Origin of the sequence: Mesorhizobium sp. GbtcB19 (assembly GCF_019091085.1) — a bacterium.
Classification (GTDB): domain Bacteria; phylum Pseudomonadota; class Alphaproteobacteria; order Rhizobiales; family Rhizobiaceae; genus Mesorhizobium.
The window spans coordinates 29,240-44,777 of the sequence record NZ_JAGXJY010000019.1; the positions used below are offsets into that span (position 1 = coordinate 29,240).

A 15,538-nucleotide genomic window follows, 5' to 3' on the forward strand; every position below is an offset into this window, starting at 1 on the left:
CCATCCCATGAAAACCATCCTGATCACCGGCGCTTCATCGGGCTACGGCCTGGAAACGGCGCGCCATTTCCTCGCGAATGGCTGGAACGTCGTCGCCACCATGCGAAGCCCGCGCGAGGACGTGCTGCCGGCTTCGCCGGCGCTGCGCATCCTGCCGCTCGACGTGACGGACGACAAAAGCATCGCTGCGGCGGTCGAAGCGGCGGGTCCGATCGACGCGCTGGTCAACAATGCCGGCATCGGCGTCGCCGGCGCTTTCGAGGCGACGCCGATGGCGCATATCCGCAAGGTCTTCGAGACCAACACGTTCGGCGTCATGGCGATGTGCCAGGCGGTGATCCCGCGGATGCGCGAGCGGCGCTCCGGCGTCATCGTCAACGTGACCTCGAGCGCCACGCTTGCCCCCTTCCCGCTGGCGGCGGCCTACACCGCGAGCAAGCAGGCCATCGAGGGTTTCACTGGCTCGCTGGCGCTGGAACTCGCGCCCTTCAACGTGCTGGCCAAACTGGTCGAACCCGGTTACGGGCCGACGACAAGGTTCACCGCCAATACCAGCGTCAATGTCCAGGATCTCATCCCGGAGGCCTACGCCGATTTCGCCAGGGCAATCTTCGGCGATCTTGCCAATCCGACGACGACCAGCGCGCTGACCACCAGGGAAATCGATGTCGCCGAAGGCGCGTGGCGGGCCGTCAACGACACGACCGGCACGCTGCGCTTCCCCGCCGGCGCCGATGCGGTCGCTTTGTCGCGGGCGGCTTGAGGGGCAGCGTGCAATGCCGGGGGCACCGTTGCCCTCGGCACTCCTGGCGATGCGGTCTGACGGTGGGCGAGACGGCACGCATGAACAACTGCTATGGTCGGCGTTGCGGCTCGCTCTGTCGCCAGGGGTGGTTTCCATGTCGCTCGTTTACAGGCCTGCTCGCGCGGATGATCTTGCCGCTACCGATGCGCTGGTGGTCGCCAGCATCAACGAACTCACCGTTCGGCACGGCTTTGGCCCGATGGCGACGGCAAGCCCGCCCAATTTCCAGCTGTTTTCGCTCAAGGACGACCCCGATGGCCTGTGGGTCGCGGAAGACGGCGGCGCTATTCTGGGCTTCGCCTGGAGCTGGGTCTGCGGCGATGTCTGGTTCCTTGCCCAGCTGTTCGTCGACCCTGCCCGGCAGGGTCACGGCATCGGCAATGCGCTGCTGGAAAGGACGATGGAGCACGCCCGCAAATCAGGCGCGGCCCACAAGGCGCTCATCACTTTACCTTCAACCGTGTCTCGCAGGGCCTTTACATGCGGCACGGCCTGTTTCCCAAAACGCCGGTCTATCTTCTCAGCGCCGCGCGCGAACGGGTGATGAAGGCATTGCCGGAGCCGGCATTGCGCGCCGTCGAAATCGACTACAGCGCCGCGACGATGGAAAAACTCATCGAGATCGATACTCGCGCGCTGGGCGCCTCGCGGGAGAAGCATCACCGCTACCTGCGCACCGATCCAGCGACGACGGGAGTTTTGCTCTACGCCGGCGGCGATGCCGTCGGCTACAGCTACCTCAGTGCCAGCGGGCATGTCGGCCCCCTGGCGGTGATGCGGCCCGATGGCCTTCGCGATGCCTTCGCAGCGGCGTTGCGGCTGGCGGCGGATCGTTCGGCCGGGAACGTATCGGCCTTCCTGCCGGGCACTTGCGACAGCGCGCTCGGCCTTGCGGTCGATCAGGGCATGCGCATCACCTTTCCGATGCTGTTGATGGCATCGCCCGGTTATGGCGACTGGAAGCAGTATCTGCCACGAAATCCCGGCTTCATGTGATCGGCCGGATGTGATCGGCCAGGCCGGGCAGCAGGCAACCCAGCGGCAACCAAACACTTGTTTTCCCGTTTATTTCAGCGGCTGCCGATGCTCATTTGGTCGACAGCCCGCTCCGGCGGCGAGAAAACCGCGTGGAGCGAAAGGAGGCTGCAATGACACGGCCGGCAGTGGAGGTAGGCGACCGCGTGGCCATTATCGCCGCGGTGATCGAGCGCGTCGACGACCGCGTGACGCTGAAGATCGAGAGCGATGCCCATCGCTATTCAATGATCGAGCCCAATGCCATGGCAGGCGACAAGCTCAGACTGGAGGGCGATGTCGTCCATGTCGACGAGGATCTCGGGCGCACGACGGTTCAGGTGCTGGGGCGTGTGACCGTCGACACCAAATCGGTCGAGATGATCACCAAACGTTGCGACCTCGACCATATCGGCTCGAACGTGCCCGGCCACCCTCGCCCCCGCACCCCGCCGACACCGCACGGGTAAAGTTGTCGGCCTAAGGCGCGTCGCATCTGAACGGCCTCATGCGACGCGCTTCAGGTTGTTGGTTTATGCATGTCGTTGTCCCAAAACGGCTGCGCACTTTTGGGCGACATGCACTAATGCCGCTTGAAATACTGCACCTCGCGCTCGTGCTTTTCTGCCGCTTCGCGCGACTTGAACGTGCCGAGATTGCGGCGTTTGCCGGTTCTCGGATCGACTTTGCGCGAATAGAGCCGGTATTCGCCGGATTTCAGTTTGCGGATCATGGCGAGCTCCTGTGCGTCCTGGATTTTCAACCCGCCGGAAGCGCTGCGGTTCCGGCCGACCACCTGCCCGCTCGCCGACGGCCGGCAAAAAGTGCCGCTGTCGGTGAACCATTTCACGGACGCAAACGACCCAATGTCGGAATCGACATCGTAACGACACGATTGGGTCGGATTATTTGCACTCAAACGACTTTCGCGACGTTATGCGGGATGTTGCTGGCGTGCCGGATCTGAGGAGGGTGAGATGGTGACGGCGAAGCTTCACGGCGTTGAACTCGTGAGAGGCCAGAAGTGGACGGTGCGCGTCACCGCCTATGGCACAACACTCATCTTCCCCTTCGAAGCCGAGCAGTATGCGCGCTCTTATGCCGACGGCCAGGCCTTCCGCCTCGGCGTCGAGGTGGTCGAGCTGAAGGACTGCGCCTGAGAGGCCGATCGGCCAGTTCGATGGAACGGAAGGCGGGGCAAGCGCGTTTTTCCGCAACGATGCCGAGGATCCCTCACCATCACAAGGCCGAACGGCCTTTTCAGGCCTCGATCGACGAGGCGGAACGCCTGGCTCGCATGCAAAAGAATGCCAGGCTGAGGAGCTTGCGCACCCACGCTTCGTGGCTGGTGCTCGATCCTCAGGCGAATTTCCAGGAAGAGATCGACTGTTCGGTGTTGCTCGGCGACCTGTCGGCCCGAAAGGTCGTCCGCGACGACTAAGATTCGCCCTATGCGAGCTGCAATTCGCCCGCGGCATCCTCTCGCGATATCTCGATCAGCCGCGCCATCGCCAACGGCGCCACCAGCGCAAAGAACGCCGTGATGTCGACGAAGATCGAGCGCGCCAGATCCAACCCGGTGTGGCCGTAGCAGACTGCAAATTCCATCACGCCTGACCCCTTTTACCCAACCCATGCGCATGCCATTTCACGCGCTCGACAAGCATGAGCCTGATTTGCAACAAATACAAGATGTTGCTAATGCTTCGATTATCAGGGAGGGGTGGCGGGATGTTCCTGCCGTTTTTCGATTGGCCGTCGGCTTATCAGCGTCGCCGGCTGGGTGGACGAAAATGGGTGGCGCTCGGTGCGCCGTTCATCTTCCTCTGCGCCTATATCGTCTACGGCTCGATTGGCATCCACTTCGCGTCGCCCTGGTTGTTGCTGCGCCATCTGGCGGCCTCTCCCAACTGCGCGACTGCCCGCCTGGTCGGCCTCGCGCCGGCGCGCGCCGGACAGCCCGGCTACTGGCCGACACATGACGCCGACCGTGACGGCATCGCCTGCGAGCGCTGGTATGGCACGGCCGGCAGCGGCGTGAGAGTGCACCGCTACTGATGTATTGACCTAGGCGGGCCTCCGCCAGAACAGCCAAGCGAGAGCCAGCGCCGCCAGCGCCCAAATCGCGATTATGAAGGCGAGACCCCCCTTGCTGCCCGGCTTCTCACGTCGCGCGGCCACTTGGCGGAATTCCTGCATCAGATCGGCCGGGACCAGTCTGACCGCGAGCATGATGCCGAGAGGCACGATCAGCAGGTCGTCGAGATAGCCGATGACCGGGATGAAGTCCGGGATGAGGTCGATCGGGCTCAGCGCATAGGCCGCGACGGCGCCCGCGGTTGCCTTTGCATACCAGGGCACGCGGGGATCACGGGCGGCAAGCCAGAGCGCCACCACATCGCGCTTGATCTCCCGCGCCCATTGCTTTGCCGAGTCGAGAGCCGACATGCGTCCTATATACGGTTGTGCGGGTCGTCAGGCCAAATCGACGGCACGGTCGCGGCTGTTCGACGCCGCGACTCAAGACGACGGCGACACGCGACGATGTCGACCGTGGAAGAGTTCGGGATCGGCGGTTGGGGTAGCCCGGCTTGCCTTGGCGGTAAAAGAGTACGGCTCTTTGACTGACAAGCCGGGCTAAGGCGCCGGCTTTGGGTTTCCTTGGGGGGAGCCGGCGCAGGGACACAGTGTCCGTTTCGCGTTGCGCCCGCAATTGTGGCTGAGGTCTTATGCGACAACGCAAAGGTCCGAGCGGCGGGGGATTTGCAAGAAAGCGCGCTGCGGCTTTCCAACCGGGATTGCGCGAAATAAAGGCCTGGAGCGGTTCGGCGATCCACCGAAAGCTACGCTCAAGCCCGCTTAAGCTGGCTACCCTTTTGCAGCGCTGCCTTGACGAAAAGCTCAGCGTGCCGCGCCCATTCGGTTTCCGTGACGTCGTTCTCGCGAACGGACTGCCGGAAAGCTTCCCGCAGTGCTTCGAGCTCGAAAATCGACAATCGCTGGTTTCTTTTTTGTTTTTTTGTGCCGTTGTCCATACTGCGTTGCCACGAACAGCAAGGTCATAACATCGTATAAGCGGCGGTCGTTCGACCCATCAAGACCCCGGGTCTGACTTCTTTTGGGGGCAAATTTTGCTGTGACTTTCCGCGTCCTGCCGTCGCGACGGAGCGGCCCCGCCTCTGCCGGTCGCGACGGTTTGCAGGCCCGACCAGACGACGGGTTCCGCCACTGTAAATTCACATCGGTGACGGGCGATCAGAAAGGCATCGCAAAGCCTGAGCATTCGCCGCGTAGCGCTGTGTACGGCTGAGCATACGACTTTTGGGATGGACGCGGCGCTCGATTGGTGGTTGTGTCGGCATCGCAAAATGATCCACAGTTTCAGGTGGCAACCCGGCCCGCGTCTTCCCCGTCAACAGGAGTGGCGCGGGCTTTTGTTGTTCTGAAGCGTGAGGAACCTTTGCTCTTGCGGATCGGCGCCCGCCGCCGGCGCGAGCGGCCAACCGCCTGCCATTAACCTTCCCCTTGGGCACGGACCAAGGTCGGTGTCGCAATTGCCCTGCCTCGCCTATACTCTCACCGACGGGTGGGTGAGCGGTGCCGATGTTTGGGAGGTATTTCAAGCGACTTGCGCGAATCTGGAGCGAGCTCTCGCTTGCCTGGCAATTCGTGATCGCGGGCGGCATCGTCCTTCTGGCCGTGATGCTCGTGGTCGGACTATGGGTGACATCGCAGATCCGTGACGGCGTCCTGCACAATTCCGCCGCCACCACCGCGCTCTATGTCGACAGCGTGATCGCGCCGCTGCTGCCCGACATGCGCAAGAGCCAGGAGCTCGACGACACGGTCAAGCGGGCGCTGGACGAAACGCTGGGTCAGGGCGCGCTTGGCAAAAGACTGGTATCGTTCAAGTTGTGGCGGCGCGACGGCACGATCCTCTATTCGAAGAACGCCGACCTCATCGGCAAACAGATCAAGCCCAACGCCAACCTCACTGCCGCTTTCGCCGGCAATGTCATGGTCAAGTACAACAGGCTCGAAGACGAGGAAGACGACGAGGAGCGGTCGATGAACGCTCCGCTGCTCGAAATCTACAACCCGGTTCGCGAACCCTGGTCCGGCGAAGTCGTGGCCGTCAGCGAGTTCTACGAATTGTCCGGCGATTTCGAGGAATCGCTGCACTCCGCCCTGTGGTGGAGCTGGCTGGTGGTGGCGGCCGCCACGGCGGCGGCGCTTGCCCTGCTTTCGGGCATCGTTTTCCGCGGCAGCCGCACCATCGTCACGCAGCGGGAAGCACTCGAGGCCAAGGTTGCCGAATTGCAGACGGCGCTGGCGCAAAACTCGTCGTTGCGCCTGCGTGTCCAGCGCGCCTCGCGCCGCGCCACCGCCATCAACGAGCGGTATCTGCGGCGCATCGGGGCCGACCTGCATGACGGGCCCGCGCAACTGGTGGCGCTCGCGGCGCTGAGAATGGACAGCCCGGTGCTGGTCGACCCGGCCACATCGGGCACGCTGCGCGAAGCCGAGATCGCCGGCATTCACAAGACACTCGGCGAAGCGATGCGCGAGATACGCGGCATCTGCAACGGGCTGGTGCTGCCGCAGATCGAAACCCAGGCCGTAACCGACATTTTGCGGCTGGCGGTGACCGAGCACGAGCGCCGCACCGACACCAAAGTGTTGTTAACTCTGCCTGAGCGCTTGCCGGAACTCGGCACCTCGGAAAAGATCAGCATCTATAGATTCGTGCAGGAAGGCCTGAACAACGCCTACCGTCACGGCATGGGCAAGGGCCAGCAGGTCAGCGCCACGACGAAGGGCGGCAAGCTCCTGGTCGAGGTGCTGGACACCGGCCCCGGTTTCGACCCAGCCCGAAGCGAGGGCCTCGGGCTTGCGGGCCTGAGAGAACGGATCGAAAGCATAGGCGGGCAGTTCGAGACGCTGTCCGGCCCCGGAGGGACCAGACTGGTCATCACCTTGTCTGTCGAGGAGCAACCGTGAGCACATCCATCCGCATCGCAATAGTCGACGACCATCCATTGTTCCGCGAGGGCGTGGCGCGCAGCCTCAGCGAGATCGGCGGCTTCGAGCTCGTCGGCGAAGGCGCCAGCGCCGAGGACGCCGAAAGGCTGGCGCGCGCCAGCACGCCCGATATTCTTCTGCTCGACATCAGCATGCCCGGCGGCGGCCTCAACGCGCTCGCCAGCATCCTGGCAGCGATGCCCGACCAGAAGATCGTCATGCTTACGGTTTCGGAGACCAATTCCGACGTCGCCCAGGCGCTGAAGGCCGGTGCGCGCGGCTATGTGCTGAAAGGCGTCGGCTCCAAGGCGCTGGCCGAGATCCTGCGCGATGTCGCCAGCGGCCAAAGCTATGTATCGCCGAGCCTCTCGGCCAGGCTGCTCTCCGACCTTCTGCAGCCCACCGGCAGCAAACCCGATCCGCTCAGCCAGCTCACCGGCCGCGAGGCCGAGATCCTCAAGCTGGTCGCCGAGGGGCTGAGCAACAAGGAGGTGGCCGCCCGGCTGTCGCTGCAGGAAAAGACGGTCAAGCATCACATGACCAGGGTGCTCGCCAAGCTCAACGTGCGCAACCGCACCGAAGCGGCGCTGCTGATGCATGAAGCGAGGGAAAGGCAGTAGATTAGGGATTAGGCAATAGGGAGTAGGCAGTAGAGAAGACGACATCCTACTGCCTACTGCCTACTGCCTACTGCCTACTGCCTAACGCAATCACCCCCGTCTCAAGGGACGGGGGTGACATGCAAGGGCGCGGGAAAAAGGGGGTAGCCTCTCTCGGCCCTTACAGGCTCAGCAGACGGTTCAAGTCCTCGTCCGTCGCCTGCCGTTCAATGATGGTGCGGCCTTGCGCATCGGTCATCTCGAAACGCCCATTCTGGACTTGCTCTTTCATGCCGTTGCGATGGACGACGGTGACCTTGTCGCCGACGATCGAGAGCGTGTCGCCAGTTGCCGCGTTGGTATAGCTGTTCTTGCCGGCCGGATTGGCATTGCCCTTACCGCTGTTGCTGCCCGGCGCGGCATTGGGATTGCCGCCGCCGGCATTGCTGTTCTCGGAATTGCCGCCTGCGTTGTTGTTACCGCTGTTGCCGCCATTGCCGGAATTCGAGCCGCCGGCGGAGCCAGAGTTGCCGCCGTTCCCGTTACCGCCATTGCCATTGCTGTTTCCGGCATAAGCGGTGAACCCCGGCTTGGAACCATTGCCAGGAACCGACAGACAGGGCGCGACAACAATCGCCAGCGCGGCGCCAGCGCGCAAAGTCAGGGGGGCAAGCCTTGTGCAGGCGGGTTGGCGCATTCTATCCTTTTTCCTGCCGGTTCCACCTCGCCATGGCCATAGTTTCACTCTCGCACCGGGCGGGGGAACCGGTGTCTTTGACAGGTAAGGATTGCCATTCCGGCGGAGCGATGAAAGCGGCTTACGACCCATGCCCCGGTCTGTCAGACCATTTCCGCCTTCCTGCCTGACCAATGTCGCAACCGGAGCGCCGTCGCCGGTTCAAAAAATTACCCCCGCACGAAGGCGGGGGTAAGGTGAGTAGCTAATTTCTACCGCAAGACGATCAGGACCGTAGAGACGAAGCAAAAGGTGGCAACCTGATTTTGCAGCGCTGACCTTCGGTCCCTTAAGATCTAATCCGGATAAAACCTCGCTCTCACAAACCTTGTTTCACAAACTTTTCATGCGATCGAAATCGGCCATGGTGGCTTTGCGGTCGACGATGGTGCGTCCGTATTTGTCCTCCATCCTGAACCGGCCGTTGTCGATCTTCTCCTTCATGCCGTTGCGGTGCGTGACCTGGATGCCAGTGCCGGTGACCTCGACTTTGTCGCCGGTCTTGGTGTTCACATGACTGTCGGTGGTGGTTCCCGCGCTGGCGGTGCTGCTCGTCCCGCCGCTGCTGCTGTCCCCATCGCCGTCGCCGCTGTCTCCGCTCCCGGTGTTCCCGTTGCCGTTGCCGCTATTGCCGTTGCCGCTGTTTCCGTTGCCGTTCCCGCTATCGCCGCCGCTGTTCCCGTTCCCGTTTCCGCCGCCGCTATTGCCGTTTCCGTTGCCGCCGCTGTTCCCGTTGCCGCCGCTATTGCCGTTTCCGCCGCCGTTCCCGTTTCCGCCGCCGCCGTTTCCGTTTCCGCCGCCACCGCCGCCTTTGCCGGCATAGGCTTTGGTTACGACCGGACCATCGATGGAGAGACCAAGAGGCGCGACAGCGAGCGCCAACGCAGCAAGTGCCGGCAAGACCAGCCTGCAGCCTCTGCGCATTAAGCGCATTCCGTTCTCCCCATGCCAGCCACTCAGCCCGTCGGCCGAATTACCCCACCGGCAATGTCGCAGCATAAGCATCCCCAATCAGCCCGTCTTAAGGAAGTGGCCCACGACCCTTGTCTTGTCTACTCGGACCTATTGTGGTTTATCGTAGGACCTAAGTCTTATTTCAACTGCCGGATGTGGTCGGACATTGCCGCCGCTGGATCGATTTTTTTCAAACCAACCAAATCCTTAACGATAGAAGGTCAGGCGGGGAACACGGGCTCAGGCCGGCGAAGCCATCGGCCGTCGCGCCGCGACCGCCGTGCCGAAGGCGGCGGCGATGACGGCGGCGATGCCCGCGCATTGCAGCAGGTTGAGCTTCTCTGCCAAGAACAGGAAGCCGGTCAAGGCGCCGCCCGCCGGCTCCAGGCACACCAGCATGCCGTAAACCTTGGCCGGCATGCGGGCGAGCACCATCATTTCCAGGTAGAAGGGCAGCGCGGTGGAGAACAGGCCGACCACGGCCGCGCCCGCCATGATGTGCGGATCGGCGAGATGGGGCTGCGCGGCGCTGAAGCCGAAGGGCAGCGCCAGCACCGCGGCGATCGCCATGCCGTAGGCGGAGGTGCGCACACCGAGCCCGGCGCCGGCCTTCTGCGCGAAGATGATATAGAGCCCCCAGCAGGCGCCGGCGGCCAACGCCAGCGCCACGCCCAGCGGATCGAGCCCGCGGCTGGCATCGGCAAAGGGCGACAGCAGCGCAATGCCTGCTATCGCCAGAGCGATCCAGACGAGATCGAGCAGGCGCCTGGAGCCGAGGGTGGCGACAAACAGCGGCCCGGTAAATTCGAGCGCCACGCAGATGCCGAGCGGAATGCGCTGGAGCGCGGCATAAAACAACATGTTCATGGCGCAGACGGTGATGCCATAGGCGGCAAGCCAGGGCAGGTTTTTGCGCGACGGCAGCACCTTCCACGGCCTGAGCACAACCGCCAGCATCAGCGCGCCGATGGCGAGCCTCAGCGTCGTCGTGCCTTCCGAACCCAGCACCGGGAAGAGACCCTTTGCAAAGGCCGCGCCGACCTGCACCGACAGCATGGAACCAAGCAGGCCGATCACCGGCATGGCGCCGACATGGGTCTCTTGGCTGGCTGCCTGCGTCGAGGACAATCCTGGCTCCCTCCCCTGGTTCGGGGATGGAGATAGGACGCGGCGCTCAGGATGTCGTGAGGCAGTGGGAGGGGGATGGGTGGGGCAAGGCGGGTGCCGGCTGGGCAGGCCGGCGGGCGCCGGCGGCGGAGCTGCCAATCTCCCCCCTCGTGGGGGAGATGTCCGGCAGGACAGAGGGGGGCGCGAAGGATCGCCAACCTCTGTTCTTGCAGGCCTCTGGAGCAATTCCAGGAAAAGTGTGAGCGGTTTTCCGTCCGGAATTGCGTCAAAACAAAGAGATAGAACTGTTCGCCGTTTCCGTGAAACGGTGAAACGCTCTAGAAAGACGACTAATCCCGGTATGTGTTGCGCCGAAGATTGGCAAGGCTGGCGGGACAGCGCCCCCCTCTGCCCTGCCGGGCATCTCCCCCACAAGGGGGGAGATTGGCTAATCACCCCGCCATGGCGAGCGGCGCGGCGCTCTTGTTGGGGATCTGGATGTCGATCTCCAGCGTCGACATGGTGGCGCCGCGGTCCATCGAGACCTGCAGATAATCCTGGTCGATCTGCACGTGCTTGGCGATGACCGCCATGATCTCCTCGCGCAGGATGGAGACGAGGTCGGGCTGGCCGCGGCTTTGGCGCTCATAGGCGAGCAGCAGCTGCAGCCGCTCGCGCGCCACCGGCGCGCTGGTGCGCCGCTTGAAGAGGTCGAGGATGCTCATGCGGCCCTCCTTCCGAGAAGCCGGTCGAGAAAGCCCTTGCGCTCGAAGGGGACGACCACCGGCAGGTCCTCGCCTTCCAGCCTCCGCGCCGCTTCGAGATAGGCTTTTGCGGCGCCGTTGAGCGGTTCCGACAGCGTGACGGGCGAGCCGAGGTTCGAGGCTCTCAGCACATCCTGGCTTTCCGGGATGATGCCGAGCAGCGGCGTCGACAGGATCTCCAGCACGTCGTCGATCGACAGCATCTCGCCGCGCGCGGCCCGCGCCGCGTCGTAGCGCGTCACCAGCACGTGCTTGGTGACCAGCTCGCCCTGCTCGGCCCGCATGGTGCGGGCGTCGAGCAGGCCGATGATGCGGTCGGAGTCGCGCACCGAGGACACTTCCGGGTTGGTGACGATGACCGCCTCGTCGGCGAAGCGCATGGCAAGCTGGGCGCCGCGCTCGATGCCGGCCGGGCTGTCGCAGAAGACATAGTCGAACACCGAGCGCAGCCGCGCGATGACTTCGGCGACGCCCTCCTCGGTCAGCGCATCCTTGTCGCGGGTCTGCGATGCAGGCAGCAGGTAAAGCGTCTCCAGCCGCTTGTCGCGGATCAGCGCCTGCGACAGCTTCGCCGTGCCCTGGATGACGTTGACGAGGTCGAACACCACGCGGCGCTCGGCGCCCATGATGAGGTCGAGGTTGCGCAGGCCGACGTCGAAATCGACCAGCGCCACCTTCTTGCCGGTCTTGGCCACGGCGGCGCCGAGCGCGGCCGTCGAGGTCGTCTTGCCGACGCCCCCCTTGCCCGAGGTGACCACGACTACCTTGCCCATATATCCAGCCTCCATTGGCGGTTTTTATTCTCTGGCCGTGTGGGAACACGGCGGGTTTCTTTGTCAGCCTCGCACGCGAAACCGGTCCGAAGCTTGCGGCCCAAAAACTCAGCCGAGCGGCACCACGCACAGCGCATCATTGTCGAGGAAGGCCTGCACCGCCTTGCCGCGCGACACGCCCTCCATTTCCTCGGCCGTGGTGTACCAGCCGTCGACGGCGAGCAGCTCGGCCTCGTTCTTGCGGCAGAAGATGCGCGCCGAAACATTGCCTTCCGAGCCGGCGATGGCGCGGCCGCGCAGCGTGCCATAGACATGGATCGAACCACCGGCGACGATCTCCGAGCCGGACGCGACCGAGCCCAGCACGATGACGTCGCCATGCGGATGGAAGACCGATTGTCCCGAGCGGATCGGCGCCTTGATCATCAGCGTGCCGGCCGAGGGCTGCACCGGCTCGGCGCCCTGCCCTGCCGGCTCGGTGGTCCTGGTCTGGAGCGCCTCGACCCTGACCGCCTCCAGCCTCGCCAGCGCGGGATCGGCCGGTTCATCTTCAGGCGCCTGGAGCGCTGCTTCGCATTCGGGCACCTCGACCGGCGCTTGCGGAGCGGTCACTTCGAGCTCTTCGGCCTTGGCCTTGCGCGCCGCCCTGCCCAGCAGGCCTTCGGCGGTCGCCTCCTTCGCGCCGGCGAGCAGCGGCGGCAGCTCGGGCCCGAGCTCGGCGCCCTCGAGTTCGATGGCGTAAACACGGATGCCGCGCGAGCCAAGCACGCCGACAAGGGCGCCAATCTCCTCCGGCCCCGGCTGCAGGATGTTCAGATCCAGCACCACGGGGCGGCCGGCAAAATAGCCCGGCGAGTTGGCGATCCAGTGATCCAGCCCCTCCAGCCAGTCGGCGATCGGCGCTTCCGGCGACAGCGTGAAAGCGACGAAGGAGCGGGCGCGAAAGCGGATGGATTTGTTCTGCAAAGGGGCGGCGAAGGTCACGACCAGGCGAATCCTTACTCAATGGTTAAAGGGTGCCGGGGCAATGGTTAACAAAAGGTTAATTTTGGGAGTTGAGGCCGTTAACAGCTGACGCGGCTAACTTCTGTGGCGGCGCGGTGACAGTGCCTGCCGATGCCGCTATCGTCCTCCGCCTCAAGCCAAGCGGAAAGCAAGGGAGATCATGTCATGGGGCTATTGATCAGCAAACCTGAGGATGCCGCGACTGCCTTTGCCGACGCCTGGAACAGACATGACATGGACGACTTCGCGGCGCTGTTCTGCGAGGATGCCAATTTCGTCAATGTCGTGGGCATGTGGTGGAAAAACCGCGCCGAGATCGATGCGGCGCACCGCGCAACGCATGGGACCATGTTCCGCGACAGCCGGCTGGAGGGTGTGGTCTCGTCCGTTATCGAGCTGTCTCCCGGCCTGGCATCGGTGCACTATGGATGGACCCTGACCGGCGCATCCGCTCCGGACGGCTCACCCGCCGGAACGCGGGAAGGGATTCTGCTTCTGGTGGTGAAGAAGGAACCGTCCGGCTGGCGGATAAAGGTGGCCCAAAACACCGACATCGTCCCAGGGGCGATTGCCCCTCCTTCCAACGCGAGGAGATAGGGCGGCCGAGCCCGCACGAGCCGGACATGTGAAACGGCTAATATACGACGCGGCGCGCGCGGACCAACCTCCCGCCCGGGACTTTCCACTCTTTCGGGACAAGGAGACGGGCAATGGGCATTTATCGGAACCACAGCAGGCGAGCAGGCAAGGCAGGCGCCGTAGTGGCCGCGCTGATGCTGCTTGGCGGATGCATGACGCATCAGCCGAGGGGCATAGACGCCTACCAGACGAGCGGCATCGACCAATGGCTGGCGACGGCCGACGCCGACGCGGTCGTCTACAAGATGGCGGCGAAAGGCCTGATCCCGGCGACCATCGACTGCCGCATCGCCGACACCACGCCGGGCCAGGTGGCCTATGTCTCGAAATTCACCTGGAAGCGGGCACCCGCAAACGCGCGCTACCACTGGGAAGTGGGCGATCCGACCTATCTCGCGAGCAAGGAAGTCAGGGCCAACCGGGTGGGGTTGCGGCGCGTGTTTGCGAAGGAGGTGCGGGATGCGGCGAGCGGGCAGCGGGTTGGGTGCTCGGTTTGGGTGGGATAGGTCCCCGGCAAGACAGATCGTGCCTACGACGGCTAAAAGCGGCACGGCCGAGTACGTCGCGCGCCGTTGATCGCGCCCCTCCAGCCAGTCGGCAATCGGCGAGCACGCGGGTGGACTTGGTGGGCAAGGGGCATCGGATACTGAGCGTACATGGACCCGGCTATGGTTTGCTGGCCTTGAGCTCCTTTGCCTCTCTCACGAGAGACGGCCAGTTCAAGCCGACAAGGTAGATGAGTTCGAGCGCCTGAGCTTCGGTGATGCCGGTTTGCTTCACCAGCCGCTTGACGATGTCGTCAAGTGTCGGCTGGCCGTTGTCGCTCGCCATTGCATTCCCCTTTGGTCTGCAAACGGCTGCCGCTCGTCAATGGTTCCGCTGGTCAGACGGGAAACAATGGCGCACAGTGAAATCTCGCTGGTGCGGCGAGGACAGTCCGACCTGATTTCTTGCTGCCGGGTCGGGCTGTCCGGAAGCTTCGCAGCCGTTGGCATGGATGCGAAAGCATCGCTGGGCGACCTTCAGGTCATTGGGCACTGGTTCGCGTTCCGAGCCCGGCCGAAGCTGCCCTCCGGCAGGTCCGCCAAGAACAATGCTTGCTATGTCGCTCGTGCCAGCCTAAGCCCGGTGATGGCACATGAAAAATTCGATCAGCCGGTGACGGTTGTCACCGAGCTGCCCGGCGGTGGGCAAGAGACGATCGGCGACGCGGCCGTCTGCCTGGACTTCCTGCTCAAGAGATGGCGCGGCAAGCGCAGCGAAAAGTATCGGGCAGCCATTCAGGCTTGCTCGGATACGAATAGCGGGCGCCGGCCGGCCTCGTTCGCGCGCAAGGCGTTCATCGTTGCCGCCCGCGAGGCGGCCATTCTGGTGACAGCCTAATGCGTGGTGATATTCAGTTGATGCGGCCTGCAAGCGGCGGTTTCCTTCGCGTCCGTCTTTGACTCCGACTCGGCCTGACCTGAATCTCGACACGCCTTAAAGGCGCGGCGAGGTCGCGGAGTCTAATTTAGGGCTCGTCACGCGATCTGAAATTCCGGCTTTCGATATCGATGATCTCGCCGCAACTTTCGCACTCCATCTGGGTGTGCGTGCGAATCCAGCCCACGCGCGTCTTGGCCTGGTGGTGACATCGGGGGCATTTCACGTCGATCTCGAAGTGGTCGGGCTTGTTCGTCATCGCGGTTCCAGGGCTGGCCGAACGCCGCCGTCGTCGGCATTGCCCTTGCCTTCCTGCTCCACGTCCTTGCCCTTCGCTGCTTTGGCCGCGAGCTTCGCGTCTTTCTTGGCAGCTTTCGCCTGATCGCGCTTGCTGCGCTCGTATCGATAGTTCGGCTTCATCGCCATGGCGCTATCCCCTGCTTGAAGCCATGCTACTTGGATCCAGGTATGCCCGAGGTCGGGATCACCGGCACCGCAGCAGCTGGCGGACGTCAAATCAGGCGGTTGCGTTCCGCCACCTGGCGTGCCCGCCTGAGGGTGCCGTCAGTGTCGGCAAGCTTACGCTTTGCCGCCTCGTCCTTCCTGATCGTCAGCCGCGCCGACATGATGTTTGGAGGCATCACGACCGGCTTGATCACGGCGGGCACCTCAGGGGTTTTCATCGAACGCATCGGCAT

At 63.8% G+C, this 15,538-nt stretch carries 25 protein-coding genes; 12 read left to right on the top strand and 13 right to left on the bottom strand.

Annotation, left to right across the window (positions count from 1 at the left end; all coding sequences use genetic code 11):
• Positions 1 to 7: 7 nt before the first annotated feature.
• The 4 genes from KVT37_RS25645 (at position 8) to KVT37_RS25655 (ending at position 2,289) form a co-directional block, all read left to right on the top strand.
• Positions 8 to 763 carry an SDR family oxidoreductase gene (locus KVT37_RS25645; protein WP_217577809.1) on the top strand — a complete coding sequence of 252 codons (756 nt, stop codon included), beginning with the start codon at positions 8 to 10 and terminating at the stop codon, positions 761 to 763.
• A 28-nt stretch (positions 764 to 791) separates the two neighbouring features.
• Complete coding sequence (locus tag KVT37_RS33525) at positions 792 to 1,349, top strand: GNAT family N-acetyltransferase (RefSeq protein WP_254634252.1); 558 nt, start codon at positions 792 to 794, stop codon at positions 1,347 to 1,349.
• Positions 1,349 to 1,801 carry a hypothetical protein gene (locus KVT37_RS33530; RefSeq protein WP_254634253.1) on the top strand — a complete coding sequence of 151 codons (453 nt, stop codon included), beginning with the start codon at positions 1,349 to 1,351 and terminating at the stop codon, positions 1,799 to 1,801. Before KVT37_RS33525 ends, KVT37_RS33530 begins: the two co-directional genes overlap by 1 nt.
• 152 nt (positions 1,802 to 1,953) lie before the next feature.
• On the top strand, positions 1,954 to 2,289 hold the full coding sequence (locus KVT37_RS25655; protein ID WP_217577810.1) for a hypothetical protein: 336 nt from the start codon (positions 1,954 to 1,956) through the stop codon (positions 2,287 to 2,289).
• A 113-nt stretch (positions 2,290 to 2,402) separates the two neighbouring features.
• On the opposite strand, the gene KVT37_RS25660 is transcribed toward KVT37_RS25655, so the two are convergent.
• Positions 2,403 to 2,669: a hypothetical protein gene (locus KVT37_RS25660; protein ID WP_217577888.1), complete on the bottom strand. Its 267-nt coding sequence runs from the start codon at positions 2,667 to 2,669 to the stop codon at positions 2,403 to 2,405.
• A gap of 127 nt (positions 2,670 to 2,796) precedes the next feature.
• Here KVT37_RS25660 and KVT37_RS25665 point away from each other — a divergent pair, with 127 nt between their 5' ends.
• Together KVT37_RS25665 and KVT37_RS25670 are read left to right on the top strand one after the other, a co-directional pair.
• Entirely contained in the window at positions 2,797 to 2,979 is a 183-nt protein-coding gene (locus tag KVT37_RS25665; protein WP_036258067.1) for a hypothetical protein, read from the top strand.
• Positions 2,980 to 3,116: 137 nt separating this feature from the next.
• Positions 3,117 to 3,260, top strand: a complete 144-nt coding sequence (locus KVT37_RS25670) for a hypothetical protein (RefSeq protein WP_217577811.1) — start codon at positions 3,117 to 3,119, stop codon at positions 3,258 to 3,260.
• Between the two features lie 8 nt (positions 3,261 to 3,268).
• On the opposite strand, the gene KVT37_RS25675 is transcribed toward KVT37_RS25670, so the two are convergent.
• Positions 3,269 to 3,430 carry a hypothetical protein gene (locus KVT37_RS25675; protein WP_217577889.1) on the bottom strand — a complete coding sequence of 54 codons (162 nt, stop codon included), beginning with the start codon at positions 3,428 to 3,430 and terminating at the stop codon, positions 3,269 to 3,271.
• A gap of 120 nt (positions 3,431 to 3,550) precedes the next feature.
• On the opposite strand from KVT37_RS25675, the gene KVT37_RS25680 reads away from it, so the two are divergent.
• Entirely contained in the window at positions 3,551 to 3,877 is a 327-nt protein-coding gene (locus KVT37_RS25680) for an excalibur calcium-binding domain-containing protein (RefSeq protein WP_217577812.1), read from the top strand.
• Positions 3,878 to 3,886: 9 nt separating this feature from the next.
• Here the strand turns inward: KVT37_RS25680 and KVT37_RS25685 are convergent, their stop codons facing one another.
• Positions 3,887 to 4,267 carry a YkvA family protein gene (locus KVT37_RS25685; protein WP_217577813.1) on the bottom strand — a complete coding sequence of 127 codons (381 nt, stop codon included), beginning with the start codon at positions 4,265 to 4,267 and terminating at the stop codon, positions 3,887 to 3,889.
• 401 nt (positions 4,268 to 4,668) lie between these two features.
• Positions 4,669 to 4,854: a hypothetical protein gene (locus KVT37_RS25690; protein ID WP_217577814.1), complete on the bottom strand. Its 186-nt coding sequence runs from the start codon at positions 4,852 to 4,854 to the stop codon at positions 4,669 to 4,671.
• Between the two features lie 568 nt (positions 4,855 to 5,422).
• Here KVT37_RS25690 and KVT37_RS25695 point away from each other — a divergent pair.
• A complete protein-coding gene (locus KVT37_RS25695) occupies positions 5,423 to 6,820 on the top strand; it encodes a sensor histidine kinase (protein WP_217577815.1) in 1,398 nt (465 codons plus the stop codon).
• Positions 6,817 to 7,461, top strand: a complete 645-nt coding sequence (locus tag KVT37_RS25700) for a response regulator transcription factor (RefSeq protein ID WP_217577816.1) — start codon at positions 6,817 to 6,819, stop codon at positions 7,459 to 7,461. The genes KVT37_RS25695 and KVT37_RS25700 overlap by 4 nt, the downstream gene beginning before the upstream one ends.
• Before the next feature lie 160 nt (positions 7,462 to 7,621).
• Here KVT37_RS25700 and KVT37_RS25705 read toward each other — a convergent pair whose 3' ends face one another.
• The 6 genes from KVT37_RS25705 to minC form a co-directional block, all read right to left on the bottom strand.
• Entirely contained in the window at positions 7,622 to 8,137 is a 516-nt protein-coding gene (locus KVT37_RS25705) for a hypothetical protein (protein ID WP_217577817.1), read from the bottom strand.
• Between the two features lie 372 nt (positions 8,138 to 8,509).
• A complete protein-coding gene (locus KVT37_RS25710) occupies positions 8,510 to 9,109 on the bottom strand; it encodes a hypothetical protein (protein ID WP_217577818.1) in 600 nt (199 codons plus the stop codon).
• Positions 9,110 to 9,370: 261 nt separating this feature from the next.
• On the bottom strand, positions 9,371 to 10,258 hold the full coding sequence (locus tag KVT37_RS25715; protein WP_254634254.1) for a DMT family transporter: 888 nt from the start codon (positions 10,256 to 10,258) through the stop codon (positions 9,371 to 9,373).
• Between the two features lie 431 nt (positions 10,259 to 10,689).
• A complete protein-coding gene (gene minE, locus KVT37_RS25720) occupies positions 10,690 to 10,962 on the bottom strand; it encodes a cell division topological specificity factor MinE (protein ID WP_042638296.1) in 273 nt (90 codons plus the stop codon).
• Positions 10,959 to 11,774, bottom strand: coding sequence for a septum site-determining protein MinD (minD, locus tag KVT37_RS25725; RefSeq protein WP_217577819.1), 816 nt, complete (start codon positions 11,772 to 11,774; stop codon positions 10,959 to 10,961). The genes minE and minD overlap by 4 nt, the downstream gene beginning before the upstream one ends.
• A gap of 108 nt (positions 11,775 to 11,882) precedes the next feature.
• Positions 11,883 to 12,758 (bottom strand): septum site-determining protein MinC, encoded by an 876-nt coding sequence (minC, locus tag KVT37_RS25730; RefSeq protein ID WP_217577820.1) that lies wholly within the window; start codon positions 12,756 to 12,758, stop codon positions 11,883 to 11,885.
• Between the two features lie 186 nt (positions 12,759 to 12,944).
• Here minC and KVT37_RS25735 point away from each other — a divergent pair, with 186 nt between their 5' ends.
• Entirely contained in the window at positions 12,945 to 13,376 is a 432-nt protein-coding gene (locus tag KVT37_RS25735) for an SgcJ/EcaC family oxidoreductase (RefSeq protein WP_217577821.1), read from the top strand.
• Positions 13,377 to 13,489: 113 nt separating this feature from the next.
• Positions 13,490 to 13,924 (top strand): hypothetical protein, encoded by a 435-nt coding sequence (locus tag KVT37_RS25740; RefSeq protein WP_217577822.1) that lies wholly within the window; start codon positions 13,490 to 13,492, stop codon positions 13,922 to 13,924.
• Positions 13,925 to 14,084: 160 nt separating this feature from the next.
• Here KVT37_RS25740 and KVT37_RS25745 read toward each other — a convergent pair whose 3' ends face one another.
• Positions 14,085 to 14,249, bottom strand: a complete 165-nt coding sequence (locus KVT37_RS25745; protein ID WP_217577823.1) for a hypothetical protein — start codon at positions 14,247 to 14,249, stop codon at positions 14,085 to 14,087.
• A 66-nt stretch (positions 14,250 to 14,315) separates the two neighbouring features.
• Between KVT37_RS25745 and KVT37_RS25750 the strand changes: the two genes are divergently transcribed.
• Positions 14,316 to 14,801: a DUF982 domain-containing protein gene (locus KVT37_RS25750; RefSeq protein WP_217577824.1), complete on the top strand. Its 486-nt coding sequence runs from the start codon at positions 14,316 to 14,318 to the stop codon at positions 14,799 to 14,801.
• 294 nt (positions 14,802 to 15,095) lie between these two features.
• Here KVT37_RS25750 and KVT37_RS25755 read toward each other — a convergent pair whose 3' ends face one another.
• Together KVT37_RS25755 and KVT37_RS25760 are read right to left on the bottom strand one after the other, a co-directional pair.
• On the bottom strand, positions 15,096 to 15,266 hold the full coding sequence (locus KVT37_RS25755; protein WP_217577825.1) for a hypothetical protein: 171 nt from the start codon (positions 15,264 to 15,266) through the stop codon (positions 15,096 to 15,098).
• 86 nt (positions 15,267 to 15,352) lie between these two features.
• Complete coding sequence (locus KVT37_RS25760) at positions 15,353 to 15,532, bottom strand: hypothetical protein (RefSeq protein ID WP_217577826.1); 180 nt, start codon at positions 15,530 to 15,532, stop codon at positions 15,353 to 15,355.
• Positions 15,533 to 15,538: the final 6 nt, after the last annotated feature.

Coding starts and splice junctions, on each gene's coding strand:
- KVT37_RS25695 (WP_217577815.1), top strand. CDS start 5,423: ATGTTTGGGAGGTATTTCAAGCGACTTGCGCGAATCTGGAGCGAGCTC.
- KVT37_RS25750 (WP_217577824.1), top strand. CDS start 14,316: ATGGCGCACAGTGAAATCTCGCTGGTGCGGCGAGGACAGTCCGACCTG.
- KVT37_RS25685 (WP_217577813.1), bottom strand. CDS start 4,267: ATGTCGGCTCTCGACTCGGCAAAGCAATGGGCGCGGGAGATCAAGCGC.
- KVT37_RS25670 (WP_217577811.1), top strand. CDS start 3,117: ATGCAAAAGAATGCCAGGCTGAGGAGCTTGCGCACCCACGCTTCGTGG.
- KVT37_RS25755 (WP_217577825.1), bottom strand. CDS start 15,266: ATGGCGATGAAGCCGAACTATCGATACGAGCGCAGCAAGCGCGATCAG.
- KVT37_RS25745 (WP_217577823.1), bottom strand. CDS start 14,249: ATGGCGAGCGACAACGGCCAGCCGACACTTGACGACATCGTCAAGCGG.
- KVT37_RS33530 (WP_254634253.1), top strand. CDS start 1,349: ATGAAGGCATTGCCGGAGCCGGCATTGCGCGCCGTCGAAATCGACTAC.
- minE (WP_042638296.1), bottom strand. CDS start 10,962: ATGAGCATCCTCGACCTCTTCAAGCGGCGCACCAGCGCGCCGGTGGCG.
- KVT37_RS25740 (WP_217577822.1), top strand. CDS start 13,490: ATGGGCATTTATCGGAACCACAGCAGGCGAGCAGGCAAGGCAGGCGCC.
- KVT37_RS25735 (WP_217577821.1), top strand. CDS start 12,945: ATGGGGCTATTGATCAGCAAACCTGAGGATGCCGCGACTGCCTTTGCC.
- KVT37_RS25705 (WP_217577817.1), bottom strand. CDS start 8,137: ATGCGCCAACCCGCCTGCACAAGGCTTGCCCCCCTGACTTTGCGCGCT.
- minD (WP_217577819.1), bottom strand. CDS start 11,774: ATGGGCAAGGTAGTCGTGGTCACCTCGGGCAAGGGGGGCGTCGGCAAG.
- KVT37_RS25655 (WP_217577810.1), top strand. CDS start 1,954: ATGACACGGCCGGCAGTGGAGGTAGGCGACCGCGTGGCCATTATCGCC.
- KVT37_RS25645 (WP_217577809.1), top strand. CDS start 8: ATGAAAACCATCCTGATCACCGGCGCTTCATCGGGCTACGGCCTGGAA.
- KVT37_RS25710 (WP_217577818.1), bottom strand. CDS start 9,109: ATGCGCTTAATGCGCAGAGGCTGCAGGCTGGTCTTGCCGGCACTTGCT.
- KVT37_RS25690 (WP_217577814.1), bottom strand. CDS start 4,854: ATGGACAACGGCACAAAAAAACAAAAAAGAAACCAGCGATTGTCGATT.
- KVT37_RS25665 (WP_036258067.1), top strand. CDS start 2,797: ATGGTGACGGCGAAGCTTCACGGCGTTGAACTCGTGAGAGGCCAGAAG.
- KVT37_RS25760 (WP_217577826.1), bottom strand. CDS start 15,532: ATGCGTTCGATGAAAACCCCTGAGGTGCCCGCCGTGATCAAGCCGGTC.
- KVT37_RS25680 (WP_217577812.1), top strand. CDS start 3,551: ATGTTCCTGCCGTTTTTCGATTGGCCGTCGGCTTATCAGCGTCGCCGG.